Below are 17,041 nucleotides of genomic sequence, written 5' to 3'. Positions count from 1 at the left end.
TGGGAATAGCGCGTTCGAACCCATATAGTCATGGTCGACTGTGATCGGCTCACCACAAGTCCGTGAGCCGTATCCGTGTGCTCCCAGGGGGGTGGTACGCGGTCAACGAAGTGGAAAGGCCCACATGCGAAGCTCCATCGCACGTCGCGCCGCAGTGTTCGGTTCGGCCGCGCTGCTGCTCCTCGGACCGATTACCGCGGTCGCGAACGCAGAACCGAACGAATCCGGGGTATCCGATCAGGCAGCCCATCTGCCCGTCGAACTCGCCGAAGCCCTACAGCACGACTTGGCGCTGACGCCCGACCAGTTCGTCTCGCGTTCCGAACTCGCGCAGAAGCTCGCGGAGTTCGCCGCCATCGCGCGCGTCCAGTTTCCCGACTCTTTTGCCGGAGTGTGGCTCGACGACCTCGGCAAGGGCATCGTCGCTCTCGCTGACGGTCGCGACAAGGATGCTGCCCGCGAGGCCGCCGAGAAGGCCGGTTTCGAGGTCAAGGACGTCGCGCAGAGCGAGCAGGCTCTGCAAGGTCAACTCTCGGCACTCAACACCTGGCTCGATTCGCAGCCTGCCGAGGTCGCAGACCTCGTGCGTGGCATCGCCGTCGACGTCGTCGGCAACGGAGTCGCCCTCACGGCCGATCCTGCCGCCGGCATCGAATTGCCTGAATTCCTGAAGCGGACCGTCGTCCATACCGCTGCTCCGCTACTGGTTCCCCCGATCGTCGCGGACCTCATCCCCGCAACCGGATCCGCAATCGGCGACGCTGCACTGGGCGGAGACGCCTTCGGCGCAACCTCCGGTAACACAGGACTGCGTTGTTCATTCGGCTTCAACGGCACCGACGGTTCAGGACGCACAGTCAACATCAGCGCCGGTCACTGCGATCCCAACCGTGCCGCTGCCGGCACCTCGAACTCCAGCCAGGTCTTCCCGATGGTGAACAACCAGACCGGGCCCCGCGTCGGGTACTTCGCCAAGAGCAGCTTCGACGGGCGCGACTACTCGATCATCAACATCGACGACAACGCGAAGTACCGCTTCGAGAACAACAGCGTGCGGGTCCCGTTCAACCGCTCGGTCAACATCACCGGTACCGCCGATCCTGTCGTGGGCGCCCCGGTCTGCAAGGCAGGATCGACCACAGGCTTCAGCTGCGGCGTCGTCACCGGCGTCAACCGCGTCGCAAAGGTTTTGGATCACACCCTCGACAACGGCTTCACCACCAACATCTGCGTCCTGCAGGGTGACAGCGGTGGCCCCATCGTCTCCGGAACGTTGGCAGTGGGCATCACGAGTGCGTCCAACGTCGCCACCTCTCCCCTGTGCGAGATCGCTCAGGCAGAGACACTGTTCGGGCAAGATGCCCCGACCCAGTACGCGACGCCGATCAACGACATCCTCGCCGCCAACCCAGGCCTGAAGGTTCGCGACTACTGATCACACGCATTCCGCGAGACAGCAAAACGGGCGCCACACCTTCTGAAGGTGTGGCGCCCGTTTCGGCATTCGTGACGTTCTACTGGAAGAGAGTTGTTCCAGCCGGAGCGTTCAGAACCTTGATCAGGTCCAAGCCCGCGACGACGGCGGTTCCGCCACCGGCGAGGATGGTACCGGCGACTCCACCGATACCGGCCCCTGTGACCATGCCGGGCAGGCAGCCGACGACCAGGCCGGGCAGACCCACGATGCAACCGATGACCGCCCCGACGATCGTGCCGGTGAGGCTACCGATCTGCGTGGCAAGCCCGAGCTGTGACTGGAACTTCTCGATTGCCTTCTGATCCTCGTCAGGCGAAGCAACCGGGGTGAACTCGGCAGCGACCGGCTTCGGCTTGGAGCTGGCCGGGTCCAGGTTCGGCTTGAGGGTGAGGGTCTTGCCGTCCTCACTGACGGTCTCGTCGAACGGGAACTGAACGTCGCCGAGGTTGAACGCGAGCGGAAGACTCACGAGAGTTGCGCCCTGGCTGTTCTGCAAGTCGACGTGAGTTCCGTCGCCCGAGACCCGGAATGCTCCGGCGTCGATGGTGGTGACAACGGCCTGGTCGACGACCTCGGCGGTGTACGAAACGTCGGGTGACGTCTCCGGAGCTGCGTAAGAAGTACCTGCAGCGATGCCCGTAGCGGCAATGGTCATCGCTGCGACGGCCGCAGCTTTTCGAATGAACATTTTTGATCCTCCCCGGGATCGGGCGGGCGTCAGTCGATGACTCACACCACCCGTTTCCCCTGTGCGTGACGGGCGTAACGATAACAGCCGGTCGGTTGTTCTCACCTGCTCGGAACCCGACTTAGGGCTGCCTGACAGATGGACACCTGACGGGCACCGCCTAACGTGACGACCAGACATGTCTGCGTCTGGCCCAGCCCGTCCGACGCAGAAGATCGATCTCTCCAGGCCACGAGCGGTTACCAGCCGGTACCTACAGGCTGGTAATGCTAGTTACTGGCGGGTAACATAACGCAGGTTAGTATCAGTGGGCTGTCCCGAGGTGGCCGACGCGTCGCCCTGAAACGAAAGGCCGCGACATGAATGCCCTGACGATTACGTTGGGCACGATTGGTGCTCTGCTGAGCTTGGTGTGTTGGTACATCTTCCTCTCAGGCGCGCTGAGGATGTTCAACACCGTGCGCATCGGCCAGTCGGCACCCGATCGATGGCGCCCGTTCTTCCCTCGCTTCAAGCAGATGATCATCGAGTTCATCGCGCACACGCGCATGAACAAGTTCCGCAGCGTCGGCTGGGCCCACTGGCTCGTCATGGTCGGCTTCCTCGGTGGGTTCCTGCTGTGGTTCGAGGCCTACGGCCAGACGTTCAACCCCGAATTCCACTGGCCCATCTTCGGTAACACGTGGGCGTGGCACCTGTGGGACGAGATCCTCGGCCTGGGCACCGTCATCGGTATCACCACGCTGATCGTGATCCGTCAGCTCAACCACCCGCGTCTGCCCGCGCGCCTGTCCCGTTTCGGCGGCTCCAACTTCAAGGCTGCCTACGTCATCGAAGGCATCGTCCTGCTCGAGGGCCTGGGCATGATCATGGTCAAGGCAGGCAAGATCGCGACCTACGGTCACGCCAACCCGTGGACCGACTTCTTCACCATGCAGGTCGCGAAACTGCTTCCCGCCAGCCCCGTCATGATCTCGGTGTTCGCATTCGTGAAGCTGATGACCGGCATGATCTGGCTCGCGATCGTGGGCCGCAACATCACCTGGGGCGTCGCGTGGCACCGCTTCTCGGCGTTCTTCAACATCTACTTCAAGCGTGAAGACGACGGCACCGTCGCCCTCGGCGCGGCAAAGCCCATGATGTCCAAGGGCAAAGTCCTGACGATGGAGAACGTCGACCCCGACACCGACACTCTCGGCGCCGGAAACATCGAAGACTTCTCCTGGAAGGGCTGGCTCGACTTCACCACCTGCACCGAGTGCGGTCGTTGCCAGTCCCAGTGCCCCGCGTGGAACACCGGAAAGCCGCTCTCTCCCAAGCTGCTCATCATGTCGCTGCGTGACCACGGCTACGCCAAGGCCCCGTACCTGCTCGCTGGTGGACGCAAGGACATGGGCGGCGACGAGATCGGTCTCGTCGACAGCGAAGGCAATGTCAAGGAAGGCGCCCTCGCAGCCATCCCCGAGGCGGCACGCCTCGAGGCCGACCGCAAGCTCGTCGGTGAAACCGTCGAAGGCGAGATGGCCCCGGTCATCGACGCCGAAACCTTGTGGAGCTGCACCAACTGCGGCGCCTGCGTCGAACAGTGCCCCGTCGACATCGAACACGTCGACCACATCATCGACATGCGTCGCTACCAGGTCCTGATCGAATCGGAGTTCCCCTCCGAGCTCGCCGGCCTGTTCAAGAACCTCGAGAACAAGGGCAACCCCTGGGGTCAGAACTCCAAGGACCGTCTCAACTGGATCAACGAGATGGACTTCGAGATCCCTGTCTTCGGCAAGGACGCCGACAGCTTCGAGGACTACGAGTACCTCTTCTGGGTCGGCTGCGCCGGCGCCTACGAAGACCGTGCCAAGAAGACCACCAAGGCTGTCGCCGAACTCCTCGCCACCGCGGGAGTGAAGTTCATGGTCCTCGGCGCCGACGAAACCTGCACCGGCGACTCCGCACGTCGTGCCGGCAACGAGTTCTTGTTCCAGCAGCTCGCGATGCAGAACATCGAGATGCTCAATTCGGTCTTCGACGGTATCGAGCAGAAGAAGCGCAAGATCGTCGTCACCTGTGCGCACTGCTTCAACGCCCTCGGCAACGAGTACCCGGAGGTGGGCGGCGACTACGAGGTCGTGCACCACACTCAGCTGCTCAACCGTCTGGTGCGCCAGAAGAAGCTGATCCCGGTTGCGTCCGTGAGCGAAGACGTCACCTACCACGACCCGTGCTTCCTCGGACGCCACAACAAGGTTTACGACGCTCCCCGTGAACTCATGGAAGCCTCAGGCTCCAAGCTCGTCGAAATGCCGCGTCACGGCGAACGTTCCATGTGCTGTGGTGCCGGTGGTGCTCGCATGTGGATGGAAGAGAACATCGGCAAGCGCATCAACGTCGACCGCGTCGACGAAGCGCTCTCCACCAACCCCAAGAAGATCGCCACGGGTTGCCCGTTCTGCCGCGTCATGCTCACCGACGGCGTCACTGCCCGCCAGGAGCAAGGCCAGGGCGAAGGCGTCGAGGTCGTCGACGTCGCGCAGCTGATGCTGAACTCCGTCACTCGTCTCGATCCCGCCCAGCTCGGCGAGAACATCAAGGTGATCCCACGCGAGAAGGCACCGGTCGCTGCTGAGGCAAAGGCCGAGACCGTCGAGCAGGATCGGGTCGCCGAAGTCGAGGAAGCTGCCGCGACTCCGGAAGCCAAGGCTGCACCGGCAGGCAAGGGTCTGGCCATGAAGGGCCTCGCCAAAGCACCAGGTGCAAAAGCTCCCGGTGCCAAGGCACCCGGCAAGGGGCTCGGAATGGCCGGCGGGGCAAAGGCTCCCGGCGCCAAGAAAGCGGCTCCCGCCGCAAGCGCGGAAGCTCCCGCTGACGAAGCTGCTGCACCGGCAGCACCTGTCGCAAAGCCCAAGGGTCTCGGCTTGGCAGGCGGGGCCAAGGCACCCGGCGGCAAGGGACTGCAGATGAAGGGCGCCGCCAAGGCACCCGGAGCAAAGGCCGCTGCCGCACCGGCAGCGGAAGCTCCGGCAGCTGAGGCTGCTGCACCCGAAGCTGCTGCACCCGTCGCCAAGCCGAAGGGTCTGGGCCTGGCGTCCGGCGCCAAGGCACCCGGCGGCAAGGGACTGCAGATGAAGGGCGGGGCCAAGGCTCCTGGAGCAAAGGCTGCTCCTGCTTCTGAAGCACCTGCTGCTGCTCCGGCAGAGGCTCCGGCCGCCGAGGCGGAAGCCCCGAAGGCTCCGCCTGCTGCCAAGGCCGGCGGACTCGGATTCAAGTCGGGCGCAAAGGCTCCCGGTGCCCGGAAGGCAGCTCCCGCTGCGGCCCCGGCGCCGGCTGCTGAGGCCCCGGCTCCCGAGGCCGAACCTGTGAAGGCAGAACCCGCCGAAGCACCTGAGGCGTCCGCACCCGCGGAAGCTCCGGCTCCTGCTGCCGCGCCGCCCGCCCCCAAGGCAGGCGGACTCGGATTCAAGGCCGGCGCGAAGGCTCCTGGCCGCAAGAAGTAAGCGCACCACACGCGAATGCCCTCACCGTCACGGTGAGGGCATTCGCGTTTGTGCGGGAGCCTTTGCCGACCGAGCACCCTTTCCCTCGACCCAACACACCGTCCAGCACACGGAAACCGGTGCTCGCCCTGTGCAAGTGGTGCTCACTCCCCCGCCAACTCGAGGCCGGCGTGTCAATCGGCGACAAGCATCACCGCACCGCGCGCACGCCCGACGCCCCTTTCCTGCTGCCGGCCGATGACGTATCGCCCCGGAGCGATACCGGTCGCGCCGTGCTCCGGGTGGATGAGGTACGCGGCCACCCGGGTGTCGAGCATGCCGAGTGCAAGGCCCCGAGCATCTTTCACCGGCGTCGACCACGTGCACTCCCCTTCGTCTGCAACCAGACTGTGGGGGTTCCCTCCCGCCGCACTTCGCAGCAGTTCCACGCCGGAGAGCGGCACTCTCACAGAGCGTGTCCATGGCAGGGGCGCCACGATATTTGCGAGCAGCGAAAACGGGATCACGATGAGATCGCCTTGCGCCTGGAGTCCGTCGATCACAGGAATGGACACTTCCTGGTCCAGGTAGTCGAAGACATCGAGGCCGGTGAGGGTGGTGAGAGCGGACAAGGTCATGTTCGAGTTCATAAGTATCACCCAGGGTTTGAGGATTGAGGGTTCGAGGATTGAGGGTTCGAGATTCAGGTTCGACGAACGAGACGGGAATAGTCGGTACCGGTGATGCCGTAAGTCCATCCGGCGGCATCCAACGCGGAGGTAAACCATCCGGGTACGTGAAGGCCGTATCGACGCCGATGCCCGTCGCGTTCGAGAGAACCGTTGACCGCGAGGAGAATCCGTCCACTTCGACCCCAGCCCTCCGGCGACGCGTAGAGCTGCAGCAGGCAACCGGCGTTACCGGGATCGTCGGTTTGGTCGACCAGTGTCAGGCCGGCCAGCTCGATGTAGGAATCCCACCCGATCCGCTCGATTGCACATCGACGGATCTCTACATTGCGCTCGTGTGCGATGCGTTCGGCGGTGGGATCGAGCACCACCCAGTCGGGAACGATCGCTCCGTGTAGAACGAACGCCTTTGTACCGTCGACGAATTCGATTGCGGGGGAATCAGAATGATGCAAGCGTCGTGCCCCCTGCGCGCTGCCCGGTATCGGTTCGGCATGTAAGGCGGTGGGTCGTTCCGCCATGATGCACGCGTCGTCGAACGCCCACCACCACCCGGTCGAGTCAGCCAGTGCGGTCTGCACGTCGAGGAGTTCACGGTCTTCCGAGCGGAAGGTCGCAAGACCGAATCGATGGCATGTGTCGTAGTACGCGATTCGATGTGCGTCCTGCTGCCCGTACCAGGTCACTTCCCCGGCCACCGGGGTCAACATCGTTCGTATCGCAGCTGCGACGCCGTCGAACAGCGTGGTGTGCAACGATTCCCAAATGGACGCCCTGATCAGGCGCTCCCCCTGCCGGCGTTCCATCTGCCAGCCAGTTCTCCGACATTCGATTCGCGCGTCCATGCGTCGGCGCGAAGCCGCAAACATGCTCGCGATATACCCGGAAGCGCAGTCGAGGCCGGTGCCGTCCAATGACATCTTGGTCGACAGTCCTTCGGTGACGATCAGGTCCGAACCAGCAGACGGCGACGGGACCCAGACGAACTCCGGTTTCGGGAGCCCGGAGCGTCGATACAGTTGCGCGACAGAGGCTTCTGCGGTGTTTCGATCAGCAGGACGAGTACACAATCCGCGTTCGAGCCACACGTCGCGGATCTTTTCCAGGGCCAGACTGTCTTCATCGAAGAGATTGAAGTTCTCGGGCAATGTCGCTCGATGTGATGCCGACGAGCGAATCGGTGCGGCGCTCACGCGACGGTGGCGGAGTCCGCCTTTCCTGTAGTCATAGTTGAACAGCCTGGCACGCGAACGCTCCGGACGCAAGGGTTTCCTAGAGCGCGACACCGGGAACCTGCCACCGTTTCCCCATACCGAACACCCCCTCCAGCGACGCGAAACCGGTTCGAACTGTGGACAAGTGGTGTTCACTCACGGCTATCCACACCCCCGGGGTCACGGCTTCCTTTCCAGCGCCGGGCGCAGCAAGATCGATCGACATGGGGGAACAGACACATATCATCCGGAGGCCGGAGCAACTGTCGATCGGTCGCACCGATGCCGAGATCCGACAGGCCTGCGCTAGTGGAACCTGGGCCAGAATCCATCGTGGTGCGTACGTGGACAGCGGCCACCTGTCCCGCCTCGACGCATACGGACGACATCGATTGCGGGCAGAGGCCGTGGCCTGCGCCGCTTCACCCGGTGCCACTGTCAGCCACGTCTCGGCTGCGGTTCTGCACGGTTTCGAACTCTGGAACACTCCGCTCGACGTCGTTCACCTGTCCCGGAACCGGCGAGGTGGTGGCCGAAAGTCCGCTCGACGTCATGTGCACTCGACATGGCTGGCGGACAACGAGATCACCGAAGTCGATGGGCTGCGCGTCACGACTCCGGCACGAACTGTTGCGGATCTCGCGAGGACACTCACTTTCGAACAGGCTCTCGTCGTGGGCAATTCAGCGTTGCACCGTTCAAGGTTGACCAAGGACGCGGTTGCAGCCTCGCTGGCACTCAGCCCGAACCATCCGCGCCATCGACATGCGCTCCACGCGCTCACCGCGATGGACTCCCGTATCGAAAGCGTCGGTGAATCACGGAGCCTCGCATTGTTCCTGCACGAACACCTGCCGCTCCCCGAACCCCAGGTCGACATCCACGACGCTCGAGGGTTCGCCGGCCGCGTCGACTTCCTGTGGCGTGAGCAGCGCACCATCGGAGAGTTCGACGGCCGCATCAAGTACGGCCGACTGGTGCCCGCCGGTCGCAGCCCCGAGGACGCGCTCTGGAACGAGAAGCTCCGCGAACCAACGACAGATCTTCCGGCGCGAGGTGGACGTGGGCCGACCTGTCGACCCCGTCACTGGTGGCAAGTCGGATCCTGGCGGCCTTCGCGCGCAGCCACGGGGCCGTCAGCTACTGATCGCAGGCTTCCACAGCTCGAGCGTCGGAATGCCGGGTGGAGTGAATCCGAGCACCTGCCCGTAGAAGGACAGCTCGGCGTTGCGTGAGCTGATGATGGTCGACTGCTTGCGGAATCCGTGAGATTCACCCTCGTAGGCCAGGTACGCGTGCGGAATGCCCTTGGCCACCAGAGCATCCCGGAATCGCTCCGCCTGCGAGGGTGGCACGATCGGATCGTCGAGACCCTGGAGAAGCAACACCGGGCAGTTCAACCCGTCGACGTTGTTGAGTGGAGCACGTTCCGCGTACAGGTCGGCAGATTCCGGCAGCGGGCCGATCAAACCGTCGACGTAACGCGATTCGAAATCGTGAGTTTCCTGCACGAACAGGTCCAGTTCGGCCACGCCGAAATAGGAAGCACCACAAGCGAACACGTCGGACGTCGTCAGTGCGGCCAGAACGGTCCAACCACCGGCGGATCCGCCTTCGATGGCAAGGCGGGCCGGATCGGCAAGCCCCTGCTCGGCCAACCCGTTGACGGCGGTGACGACGTCCTGCACGTCGACGACACCCCACTGACCACGCAATCGATTACGGTACTCACGTCCGTAACCGGTCGACCCGCCGTAGTTCACGTCGACGACGCCGATTCCGCGGCTGGTGAAGAAGGCGTAGACGAGGTTGAGGGCCGGTGCGACGTGCGCCGTCGGCCCACCGTGAACAAACGCGACATACGGCGGTCGTTCATCGTCGAGCCCTTTGTATCGCGGACTGCGCGGCGGATACGCAACGGCGTGAACTTCTCGCCCGTGTCCGTGAGCCACGACGGCTCGCGCTTCCGGAAGGTAGGCAGACTCGGGCAATTCGTCGACCGACGAACGGATTTCGGTGAGTTCGCCGGTACCGAGGTCCAGTTCACGTAGCGCGCCCGCCAGTTTCGCGCCTCCCGAGATGAGCAGTAACCGATCGCCGCGAACTTGCATGAGGCCGATGCTGGTGACACCCGGGGTCGCGATGTCGCGCAGTTCCCCCGACGCCGGGTCGAGTACCGCCAGCGTGTCGGTTCCGACGGTGCGTGCGGTGAGAAGGTGCCCGTTGCCGAGTTCGACGAACCAGCGCCCACCGAAGCGCCACTGCGGGCCACCGAAATCCGCGTTCACCGGGCAAATCGGGCTGATCTTGCCGCCGACGCGATAGATGTTCCACCAGCCGCTGCGATCGCTGATTGCGTAGAGTTCGTCGTCGGTGATCCACTCCGGCTGCAGGACGGACTCTTCAAGTCCGCCGATCAGCACGGAATACGCCTGAGCGACGCCGTCGACGAGTGGAGCTACCCGCAGTTCGGTACCGTCCCAGGGCATTTGCGGATGGTTCCATGCGATCCAGGCGATCTTGGTTCCACTCGGCGAAAGCCTCGGTGACGAGAGGAAGTCCGAGCCGCCGACGATCGAGCGGATGTTGCCGGAACCGTCCAGCGGAATCGCGCAGATATCGCGAGTGATCGCCCCGTCCTCCGCGTGCGCTTCCCGAACCGCCCACACCTCGCCGTTCACGATCTGCAGGTCTGCGTATCGCCACGCTGCCGGCGACGCCGGTTCGGGCGTCAGAGCCCGTGGAGTGACTCCTTCGAGGATGTACACCCGTTGATTGGAGAATTCACTGAAGACCAGTTTTCCGGACTCGGTGACCGTCCAGGCGCCACCGCCGTACTCGTGAACCCTGGTACGCGCGTTCCACGGCGCGGGGAGGATGTCGACGGGTTGGTTGTCGAGACCAGATCGACGGATCGAGGTCCGACCACCCTCGGTCGGACGAAGTTCAGCCCACCAGATCTCGTCACCGACGTATCGTCCACCCTCGACAGGGTGCCCACCTGCAGCCAGATCAGCTGCTCCGATCGGAGAAGTCCACGATCCGTACGGGGCTGCAATCTGCTCGCTGGGGGTCATCGCTCGACAATAGCCAACGGGGCGTGCGACACGGTCCCCGACAATGCACTTGCACAGTGGTGGAATCATGTAACTCGTGAGCACACCAGAACCCGTCCGCCACCGTCAGCCGCAGCGCGAGCTGGAGCAGTCGTCGAAGCTCCAGAACGTCCTGTACGAAATCCGTGGACCGGTGCACGCGCATGCCGCCCGGTTGGAGGCGGAAGGACACCGGATCCTCAAGCTCAACATCGGCAACCCGGCACCGTTCGGATTCGACGCCCCCGATGTGATCATGCGGGACATGATCGCCGCCCTGCCCTATGCACAGGGCTATTCGGAGTCGAAGGGCATTCTGTCGGCGCGGCGCGCAATCGTGACGCGTTACGAGCTGGTTCCCGGCTTCCCCGAGCTCGACGTCGACGACATCTACCTCGGCAACGGTGTTTCCGAGCTGATCACGATGACCATGCAGGCCCTCCTCAACAACGGCGACGAGGTTCTGATCCCAGCACCGGACTACCCCCTGTGGACTGCGATGACGAGCTTGTCCGGAGGGACGCCCGTCCACTATCTCTGCGACGAGGCCAACGACTGGAATCCCGATATCGCCGATATCGAATCCAAGATCACCGACAAGACCAAGGCTCTCCTCGTCATCAACCCGAACAACCCCACGGGTGCGGTGTACTCGATGGAGGTTCTGCAGCAGTTGGTCGATCTGGCACGCAAGCATCAGCTTCTGCTGCTCGCCGACGAGATCTACGACAAGATCCTCTACGACGACGCCAAGCACATCTCGCTGGCAACACTTGCCCCTGATCTGCTGTGCCTGACGTTCAACGGCCTCTCGAAGGCCTACCGCGTCGCCGGCTACCGCTCCGGCTGGGTGGCGATCACGGGCCCGAAGGATCACGCGGCCGGCTTCCTCGAGGGACTCGATCTCTTGGCGTCGACCCGTCTGTGCCCCAACGTCCCCGGACAGCACGCCATTCAGGTCGCCCTCGGCGGTCACCAGAGCATCGAAGACCTGATCCTGCCCGGCGGCCGCCTGCTCGAGCAGCGCGACGTCGCTTGGGAGCGATTGAACATGATTCCGGGCGTTTCGTGTGTGAAGCCTCGCGGCGCGCTCTACGCGTTCCCTCGTCTGGATCCGAACGTCTACGAGATCCACGACGACGAGAAATTGGTTCAGGACCTGCTTCTCCAGGAGAAGATCCTGATGGTTCAAGGCACCGGGTTCAATTGGCCGAATCACGATCACCTTCGGATCGTCACCCTTCCGTGGGCCCGAGATCTCGCCGTGGCCATCGAGCGATTCGGCAACTTCCTCACCAGTTACAAACAGTAGATTCTCACGCTGAATCCGGCTGAAATCGAGTAAACAATTCGTTGTACAAATGCCCCGTAAACGTAAAACTGCGGGGCATTTGTGCGACCTTGGTCACATTTTTCGCAAACCATGCGGTTTGATTGACTCTTTAACTATTTAGTGACCTGCCCCGATGTGAAAACGGTCCAACCGGTACGTGATTCGTTGTAAAATTGGTAGTTGGACAACGCGCCAAATCGGTTTGAAATTGGGTACATTAGTTAGCAGCACTTCGGTGCCGCGAGCACCTGGTATCCCTCCCCCCCCTGTGGATACCAGGTTGGTGGCGGGGACAACCCCCCCTGTTCCCCGCCACCCAGCTCGACCAATCCCAGTTTCACAACCCCTCATCGGTAGCACCGGTTTTCGCCGACTCTGCCTTGAAGCGACACTGCCTTTCACCGACACTGCCGTCAGAAGCTGACCATTCGCTTCGGAGCCGATAACATTGCACCGGTGCAAATCCCCAGTCCGACACTCAGTTTCCGATGAGTCACGGCCACGGCCACGGTGGCCCCATTCAGATCGGCCCCACCGCATCACGCGTCGTCATCGGGCTGCTCGTCGTCATCGGCATGGTCGTCGTCGCGGCAGCTGTCGCACTGTGGCCGGACAAGAACACCATTCCCGTCCCACTCCCCTTCCAGAATGCCGACGGCAGCTCGGTGGAAACCGAGGCGGGCACCGTCACGATGCAGGATCTCGGTGACTGCGGAAGTTCCTCTGCCGGAAGGGTATTCGTCGGTGCCCCGCAACCGCCGCCTACCTCCGCCTACCAGTGCCAGCGAAGTATCGTCGATATCGAATCCGGGCCGAATGCCGGAACGAAGACATTGCTCGAGGTCATTCCGGGCGCCGGTCAGCCGGACCTTCGCGTGGGTGACCACATTCGCCTGGTGCGTCAGACCGACCCGAACGGAAACACGCAGTACTCCTTCGAAGACTATTCGCGTGGGCTCCCGCTGGCGTTGATCGTCATCGCGTTCGCCGTCGTCATCATCGCAGTCGCACGGTGGAGAGGGCTGCGCGCACTCGTCGGCCTGGTGATCGCCTTCGGCGTAGTCGTCGGGTTTCTCCTACCCGCTCTGCTCGACGGCAAGCCTGCGATACCGGTTGCGCTGGTCGCCGGGGCGGTGATCTTGTACGCGGTTCTCTATCTGGCGCACGGGGTCTCACTCAAGACCAGTTCTGCTTTGCTCGGCACCCTTGCCGCCATGGTGCTCGCCGCGGTTCTCTCCTACCTCTGCATTGAACTGACACACCTCACCGGTTTGTCTGAAGAGCAGAACACCAATGTTCAGACCTATATCGAGCACATAGACATCACCGGCCTGCTGCTGGCGGGCTTCATCATCGGCTCGCTCGGCGTTCTCAACGACGTCACCATCACCCAGGCATCCTCGGCATTCGAGTTGGCCGAACTCGACAAGCATGCGTCCCGTCGAAAAGTCTTCGGCGGTGCGATGCGGGTCGGACGTGATCACATCGCCAGCACGGTCTACACCTTGGTTCTCGCGTACGCGGGTGGGGCGCTGCCACTGCTACTGCTCTTCAGCGTCAGCGGGCGCCCTCTTCAGGACGTCCTGGTCGGTGACGCCGTCGCAATCGAGATCGTAAGGTCCGCTGTCGGCGGAATAGCCCTGGCGCTTTCGGTTCCACTCACCACTGCCATCGCCGTGATTCTCGCCCGTCCGCCCGGTAGCGCGGTCAAGGCCGGCCCCACGTCAGGTGGCCGACACTCCAAGCGTTGACACCAGCTGTTCAGCGAAGCAGACGGGAAAGTATGCTCCCACGACGCTTGAACCTGACGCAGTCACAGAGGGCGCAGTCGGTTCCCGCACGATGATGGCTGTGTGCCACCTCTGCATGACCGCATGCACATACTTCGCCCTCGCCATTAGCCACGGCGCCATCGTACTGGACTGCACAAACCCGACCAGCCGGTCGCATCAGGCAAATCGCTCGCACATGGAAGTTCACAATTTATTCGCGCTATCACCCGCCTTGAAGTGCAACGATTCTCAATAGAGCAATTTTGACCGACCCGTCGACATGCACAAGTTAACTACTGGCAAGTAGCATCGGAAGATCGACTTCCGAAAGTGGACATGACGCACTCATCACCGGTCACAACCGTGGCATCACCAGAAACGCCAGCTACAGACAAGCGCAAGTTCGAGTACGACTCGATCGCCGTGCTGATCTCGGGCGCCGTCACGGCAGTACTCGGGCTGGTGTTCTGGGCAGTCACAGCTCGGATGTATCCGGTCGACGTTGTCGGCCGGGCATCTGCGGTGATCAATTCGGCGGTGGTACTGTCCACTCTGTCTACGTTGAGCCTCGGATCGATGTACGAGCGATTCCTACCTTTGGCAGGAAGCCGTGCCGGCGCACTGGTGGCGCGCGGATATCTCCTCGTAGCGCTCCTCGCGACAATCCTCGCCACCGCACTGTTGATGTTCGGTCCACGTGAAAAACTGTTCTCCTCGGGGTGGGCCATGCTCTCGTATGTAGGGCTCGTCGTTACCCTCGCGCTGTTCGCCCTCGAAGACCAGACCACCAACGGTCTTCGAGTTGCGAGGTGGTCAGCCGCGAAGAACATCGTTCATGCCATCGCCAAACTAGCTCTTGTCGCGTCACTGGCATTCACAGCGCATGAACTTGCTGTCGTCGGAGCCTGGGGTGGGTCGGCGGCGATCGCGGCCCTGGTCCTCGGTGTTGCGATACGTCGGAAGCTGCGCACGCGAGGTGAGTCCGCGGCCCAACCGGCACTTCCCCCTGCACGTGAACTGTGGTCGTACTTCGGCCACTCGTACGGCCTCATGACGCTCGGTTCCCTTGCCCCGCTTGCAGTGCCGCTCGTTGTCATTTCACTTCTCGGTGCGGAGGAGAATGCATACTTCGCGATAACCTGGGCATTGGTGAGCGCCCTGTTCGTACTCTTCTACATGCTCATGGGCCCATTCGTCTCAGAGGCGAGCGCCTTTCCGACGCAGATACAGTCACTGACCCGTCGATTCATCGCACTACTGTCCGGACTCGCCGTTCTCGGTGCAATCTTTCTCGCACTCGTGGCACCGGTTGCGCTGGGATCCGTCGGCGATCACTATCGGACAGAAGGCACGACCCTACTTCGCTTGTCTGCGATCATCATTCCGATATCCGCACTCGTCGTTCTACACAACGCACTCGCCAGGGTGTACCAAAGAATGGGCTCGGCTGTTGTTGCGCAAGTACTCAACACCATCGTGGTCATCGCCGGATCAATTGTCCTGACACCTCACGTCGGCATAGCCGGTGTCGGCTGGTCCTACCTCGCGGCCGAAATTCTCTCCGCAGCAATTGTTTCGGTTCCACTGGTCGGAATGTTGCGACGCGCCGCACGTACTCCGACTCAAATCGAATCCAACGAATCGACGGTCGATCACCAGCCGGGGGCATAGACGCTCACCCAATCGATTTCGACGTTCGAGACCGCAGGCGTACCCGCAGATGGACAGGACCCCACTCCCCACGCCACTTTCCGCGCGCAGGCCCCGGACTCGGTTTGCAGTCCGAGCCACATCGGCGTCGCCGGAACCTTGGTTGCAGATTCGAACGTAGTCCACACGCGACCGTTGAGAGTGCCGCGAACAATTCCTGGCCCCCACTCCACTCCCACCGTATTCCAGTTGCTGAAGTCGCCTGTGATGTCTGCTTGCCCCTGACCGAATCCATCTGTCGGTGTATTCCAGTGTACGAACGCCGACATCGACTTCCGGTTTCCGTCAACAGTTTCCGCAATGTCGATCTCGGGTGGCCATATTTCATTCTTCGGCCACAACAGAAGATGGAAGCTGATCTCGTCGGACTTGTCTGCTCTAAATCTCATTTCCCATTTGCCATACTGCTGCGCGCGGGTGAAGTTGGAAACCCCACCCGTGAGCCATCGACCATCTACTTGTTGCGCACGAAGCTGCAGCTTGCCACCGTCGAGGCGAACCATCGACGGATCCCACCAGCTCGCCGAATTGCCACCTGGTGCACCATAGTAAGGACCCCAGTCCCCGCCCAGCGAACACCGGTCGAAGTTGTCGATGAAGATCTGGCGCCACTTCGGCCAGGTCGAAATATTCCCGACCGGAGCAGGTTTGGTACCGGAGCTCGCTACCGAGGAACACAGCGGAGCTGCGCTCACGGTTGCCTGCGGCACTATTCCCACAAGAACAGACAGAAGAAGAAGATTGAGCCAACCGAAGAACCGCTTCGAAACACGCTGCCGTGGATTTACCATCATGCCACCGTCTAGTCGCAGTGAATGTTCATCTGCTACCCGAGCATAACGCACCAATTGGGACTAAAGGTATAAATTTTCAGCGACAATTAATCCACAGCTACTACCGACGTGGAGTCAGTTCGATCAGTTCGAGATCAGTACTTCGCGCAGACTCGACAGCTGCCAGAGCCGCGAAATCGGGCGAGTAGACGCTGACCCAATCGATATCGATGTCAGCGATTGCCGGCGACCCCGAAACCGGGCAATCCCCCGTTCCCCACTCCCTCTGCTTGTCACATGCCCGGCTTGCGCCTGAATCCCCAACCACATGGAAGTCGATGGAACAAAAGATGATTCGAATTCAGCCCACTCACTATCGTCGACAAGGTATCGAACAATTCCCGGGCCCCACTCCACACCGACGGTATGCCATTCGTCGAATCGACCAGTTGTGTCCGCTTGTGCGAAGTGATGCTCACCTTCGTCGGACCAATGAATGAAAGATGACATCGACTCACGTCGACCCGACACACTTTCCGCGATGTCGATCTCTGGCGGCCATACCTCGTCTCGCGGCCACAGCAACACATGATAGCTGATCTCGTCCGATACCCCCGCCCGCAGACGAACCATCCATTTCCCATAAGTTTGCGACACTGCACTGTTAGAAACACCGCCAGTGACCCACTGGTCGCCATCCTGCTGCGCACGCAGGCGCAAAACCCCCTCGGTGACACTGACTTTCTCAGGCTCCCACCAACTGTGAGGATCACCCCCAGGTTGGCCGCTGTACGCCCCCACATTTCTCCCAGCTCGCAGC

At 62.2% G+C, this 17,041-nt stretch carries 12 protein-coding genes; 6 read left to right on the top strand and 6 right to left on the bottom strand.

Annotated elements, in window-relative coordinates:
• Positions 1-124 precede the first annotated feature (124 nt).
• Positions 125-1,435, top strand: a complete 1,311-nt coding sequence (locus ABH939_RS19595) for a S1 family peptidase (protein WP_404649999.1) — start codon at positions 125-127, stop codon at positions 1,433-1,435.
• A 79-nt stretch (positions 1,436-1,514) separates the two neighbouring features.
• On the opposite strand, the gene ABH939_RS19590 is transcribed toward ABH939_RS19595, so the two are convergent.
• A complete protein-coding gene (locus ABH939_RS19590) occupies positions 1,515-2,165 on the bottom strand; it encodes a glycine zipper family protein (RefSeq protein WP_003943407.1) in 651 nt (216 codons plus the stop codon).
• Positions 2,166-2,524: 359 nt separating this feature from the next.
• Here ABH939_RS19590 and ABH939_RS19585 point away from each other — a divergent pair, with 359 nt between their 5' ends.
• Complete coding sequence (locus ABH939_RS19585) at positions 2,525-5,656, top strand: heterodisulfide reductase-related iron-sulfur binding cluster (RefSeq protein WP_404649998.1); 3,132 nt, start codon at positions 2,525-2,527, stop codon at positions 5,654-5,656.
• A gap of 173 nt (positions 5,657-5,829) precedes the next feature.
• Here the strand turns inward: ABH939_RS19585 and ABH939_RS19580 are convergent, their stop codons facing one another.
• Entirely contained in the window at positions 5,830-6,285 is a 456-nt protein-coding gene (locus ABH939_RS19580) for a hypothetical protein (protein WP_404649997.1), read from the bottom strand.
• Between the two features lie 53 nt (positions 6,286-6,338).
• Positions 6,339-7,517 (bottom strand): DUF6745 domain-containing protein, encoded by a 1,179-nt coding sequence (locus ABH939_RS19575; RefSeq protein WP_314681788.1) that lies wholly within the window; start codon positions 7,515-7,517, stop codon positions 6,339-6,341.
• Between the two features lie 365 nt (positions 7,518-7,882).
• Here ABH939_RS19575 and ABH939_RS19570 point away from each other — a divergent pair, with 365 nt between their 5' ends.
• Entirely contained in the window at positions 7,883-8,773 is an 891-nt protein-coding gene (locus ABH939_RS19570; RefSeq protein ID WP_404649996.1) for a hypothetical protein, read from the top strand.
• Here ABH939_RS19570 and ABH939_RS19565 read toward each other — a convergent pair.
• On the bottom strand, positions 8,675-10,615 hold the full coding sequence (locus ABH939_RS19565; RefSeq protein ID WP_404649995.1) for a prolyl oligopeptidase family serine peptidase: 1,941 nt from the start codon (positions 10,613-10,615) through the stop codon (positions 8,675-8,677). The two genes, ABH939_RS19570 and ABH939_RS19565, sit on opposite strands and share 99 nt — an antisense overlap.
• Positions 10,616-10,691: 76 nt before the next feature.
• Between ABH939_RS19565 and ABH939_RS19560 the strand changes: the two genes are divergently transcribed.
• The 3 genes from ABH939_RS19560 to ABH939_RS19550 all read left to right on the top strand — a co-directional run bounded on the left by ABH939_RS19560 (position 10,692) and on the right by ABH939_RS19550 (position 15,409).
• Entirely contained in the window at positions 10,692-11,945 is a 1,254-nt protein-coding gene (locus ABH939_RS19560; protein WP_003943683.1) for a pyridoxal phosphate-dependent aminotransferase, read from the top strand.
• Positions 11,946-12,454: 509 nt separating this feature from the next.
• The gene (locus tag ABH939_RS19555) at positions 12,455-13,717 is read left to right on the top strand and encodes a YibE/F family protein (RefSeq protein WP_003943628.1); all 1,263 of its coding nucleotides are present in this window, start codon (positions 12,455-12,457) and stop codon (positions 13,715-13,717) included.
• A gap of 384 nt (positions 13,718-14,101) precedes the next feature.
• Positions 14,102-15,409 carry a lipopolysaccharide biosynthesis protein gene (locus ABH939_RS19550; protein WP_230691577.1) on the top strand — a complete coding sequence of 436 codons (1,308 nt, stop codon included), beginning with the start codon at positions 14,102-14,104 and terminating at the stop codon, positions 15,407-15,409.
• Here ABH939_RS19550 and ABH939_RS19545 read toward each other — a convergent pair.
• The gene (locus tag ABH939_RS19545) at positions 15,391-16,242 is read right to left on the bottom strand and encodes a glycoside hydrolase family 16 protein (RefSeq protein ID WP_007726660.1); all 852 of its coding nucleotides are present in this window, start codon (positions 16,240-16,242) and stop codon (positions 15,391-15,393) included. The two genes, ABH939_RS19550 and ABH939_RS19545, sit on opposite strands and share 19 nt — an antisense overlap.
• A 123-nt stretch (positions 16,243-16,365) precedes the next feature.
• Positions 16,366-17,022: a glycoside hydrolase family 16 protein gene (locus tag ABH939_RS19540; RefSeq protein WP_404650031.1), complete on the bottom strand. Its 657-nt coding sequence runs from the start codon at positions 17,020-17,022 to the stop codon at positions 16,366-16,368.
• Between the last annotated feature and the right edge of the window lie 19 nt (positions 17,023-17,041).

Origin of the sequence: Rhodococcus sp. 27YEA6, assembly GCF_044908235.1 — a bacterium.
Lineage (GTDB): Bacteria > Actinomycetota > Actinomycetes > Mycobacteriales > Mycobacteriaceae > Rhodococcus_F > Rhodococcus_F qingshengii.
This window is presented reverse-complemented; position numbering and strand designations above follow the sequence as displayed.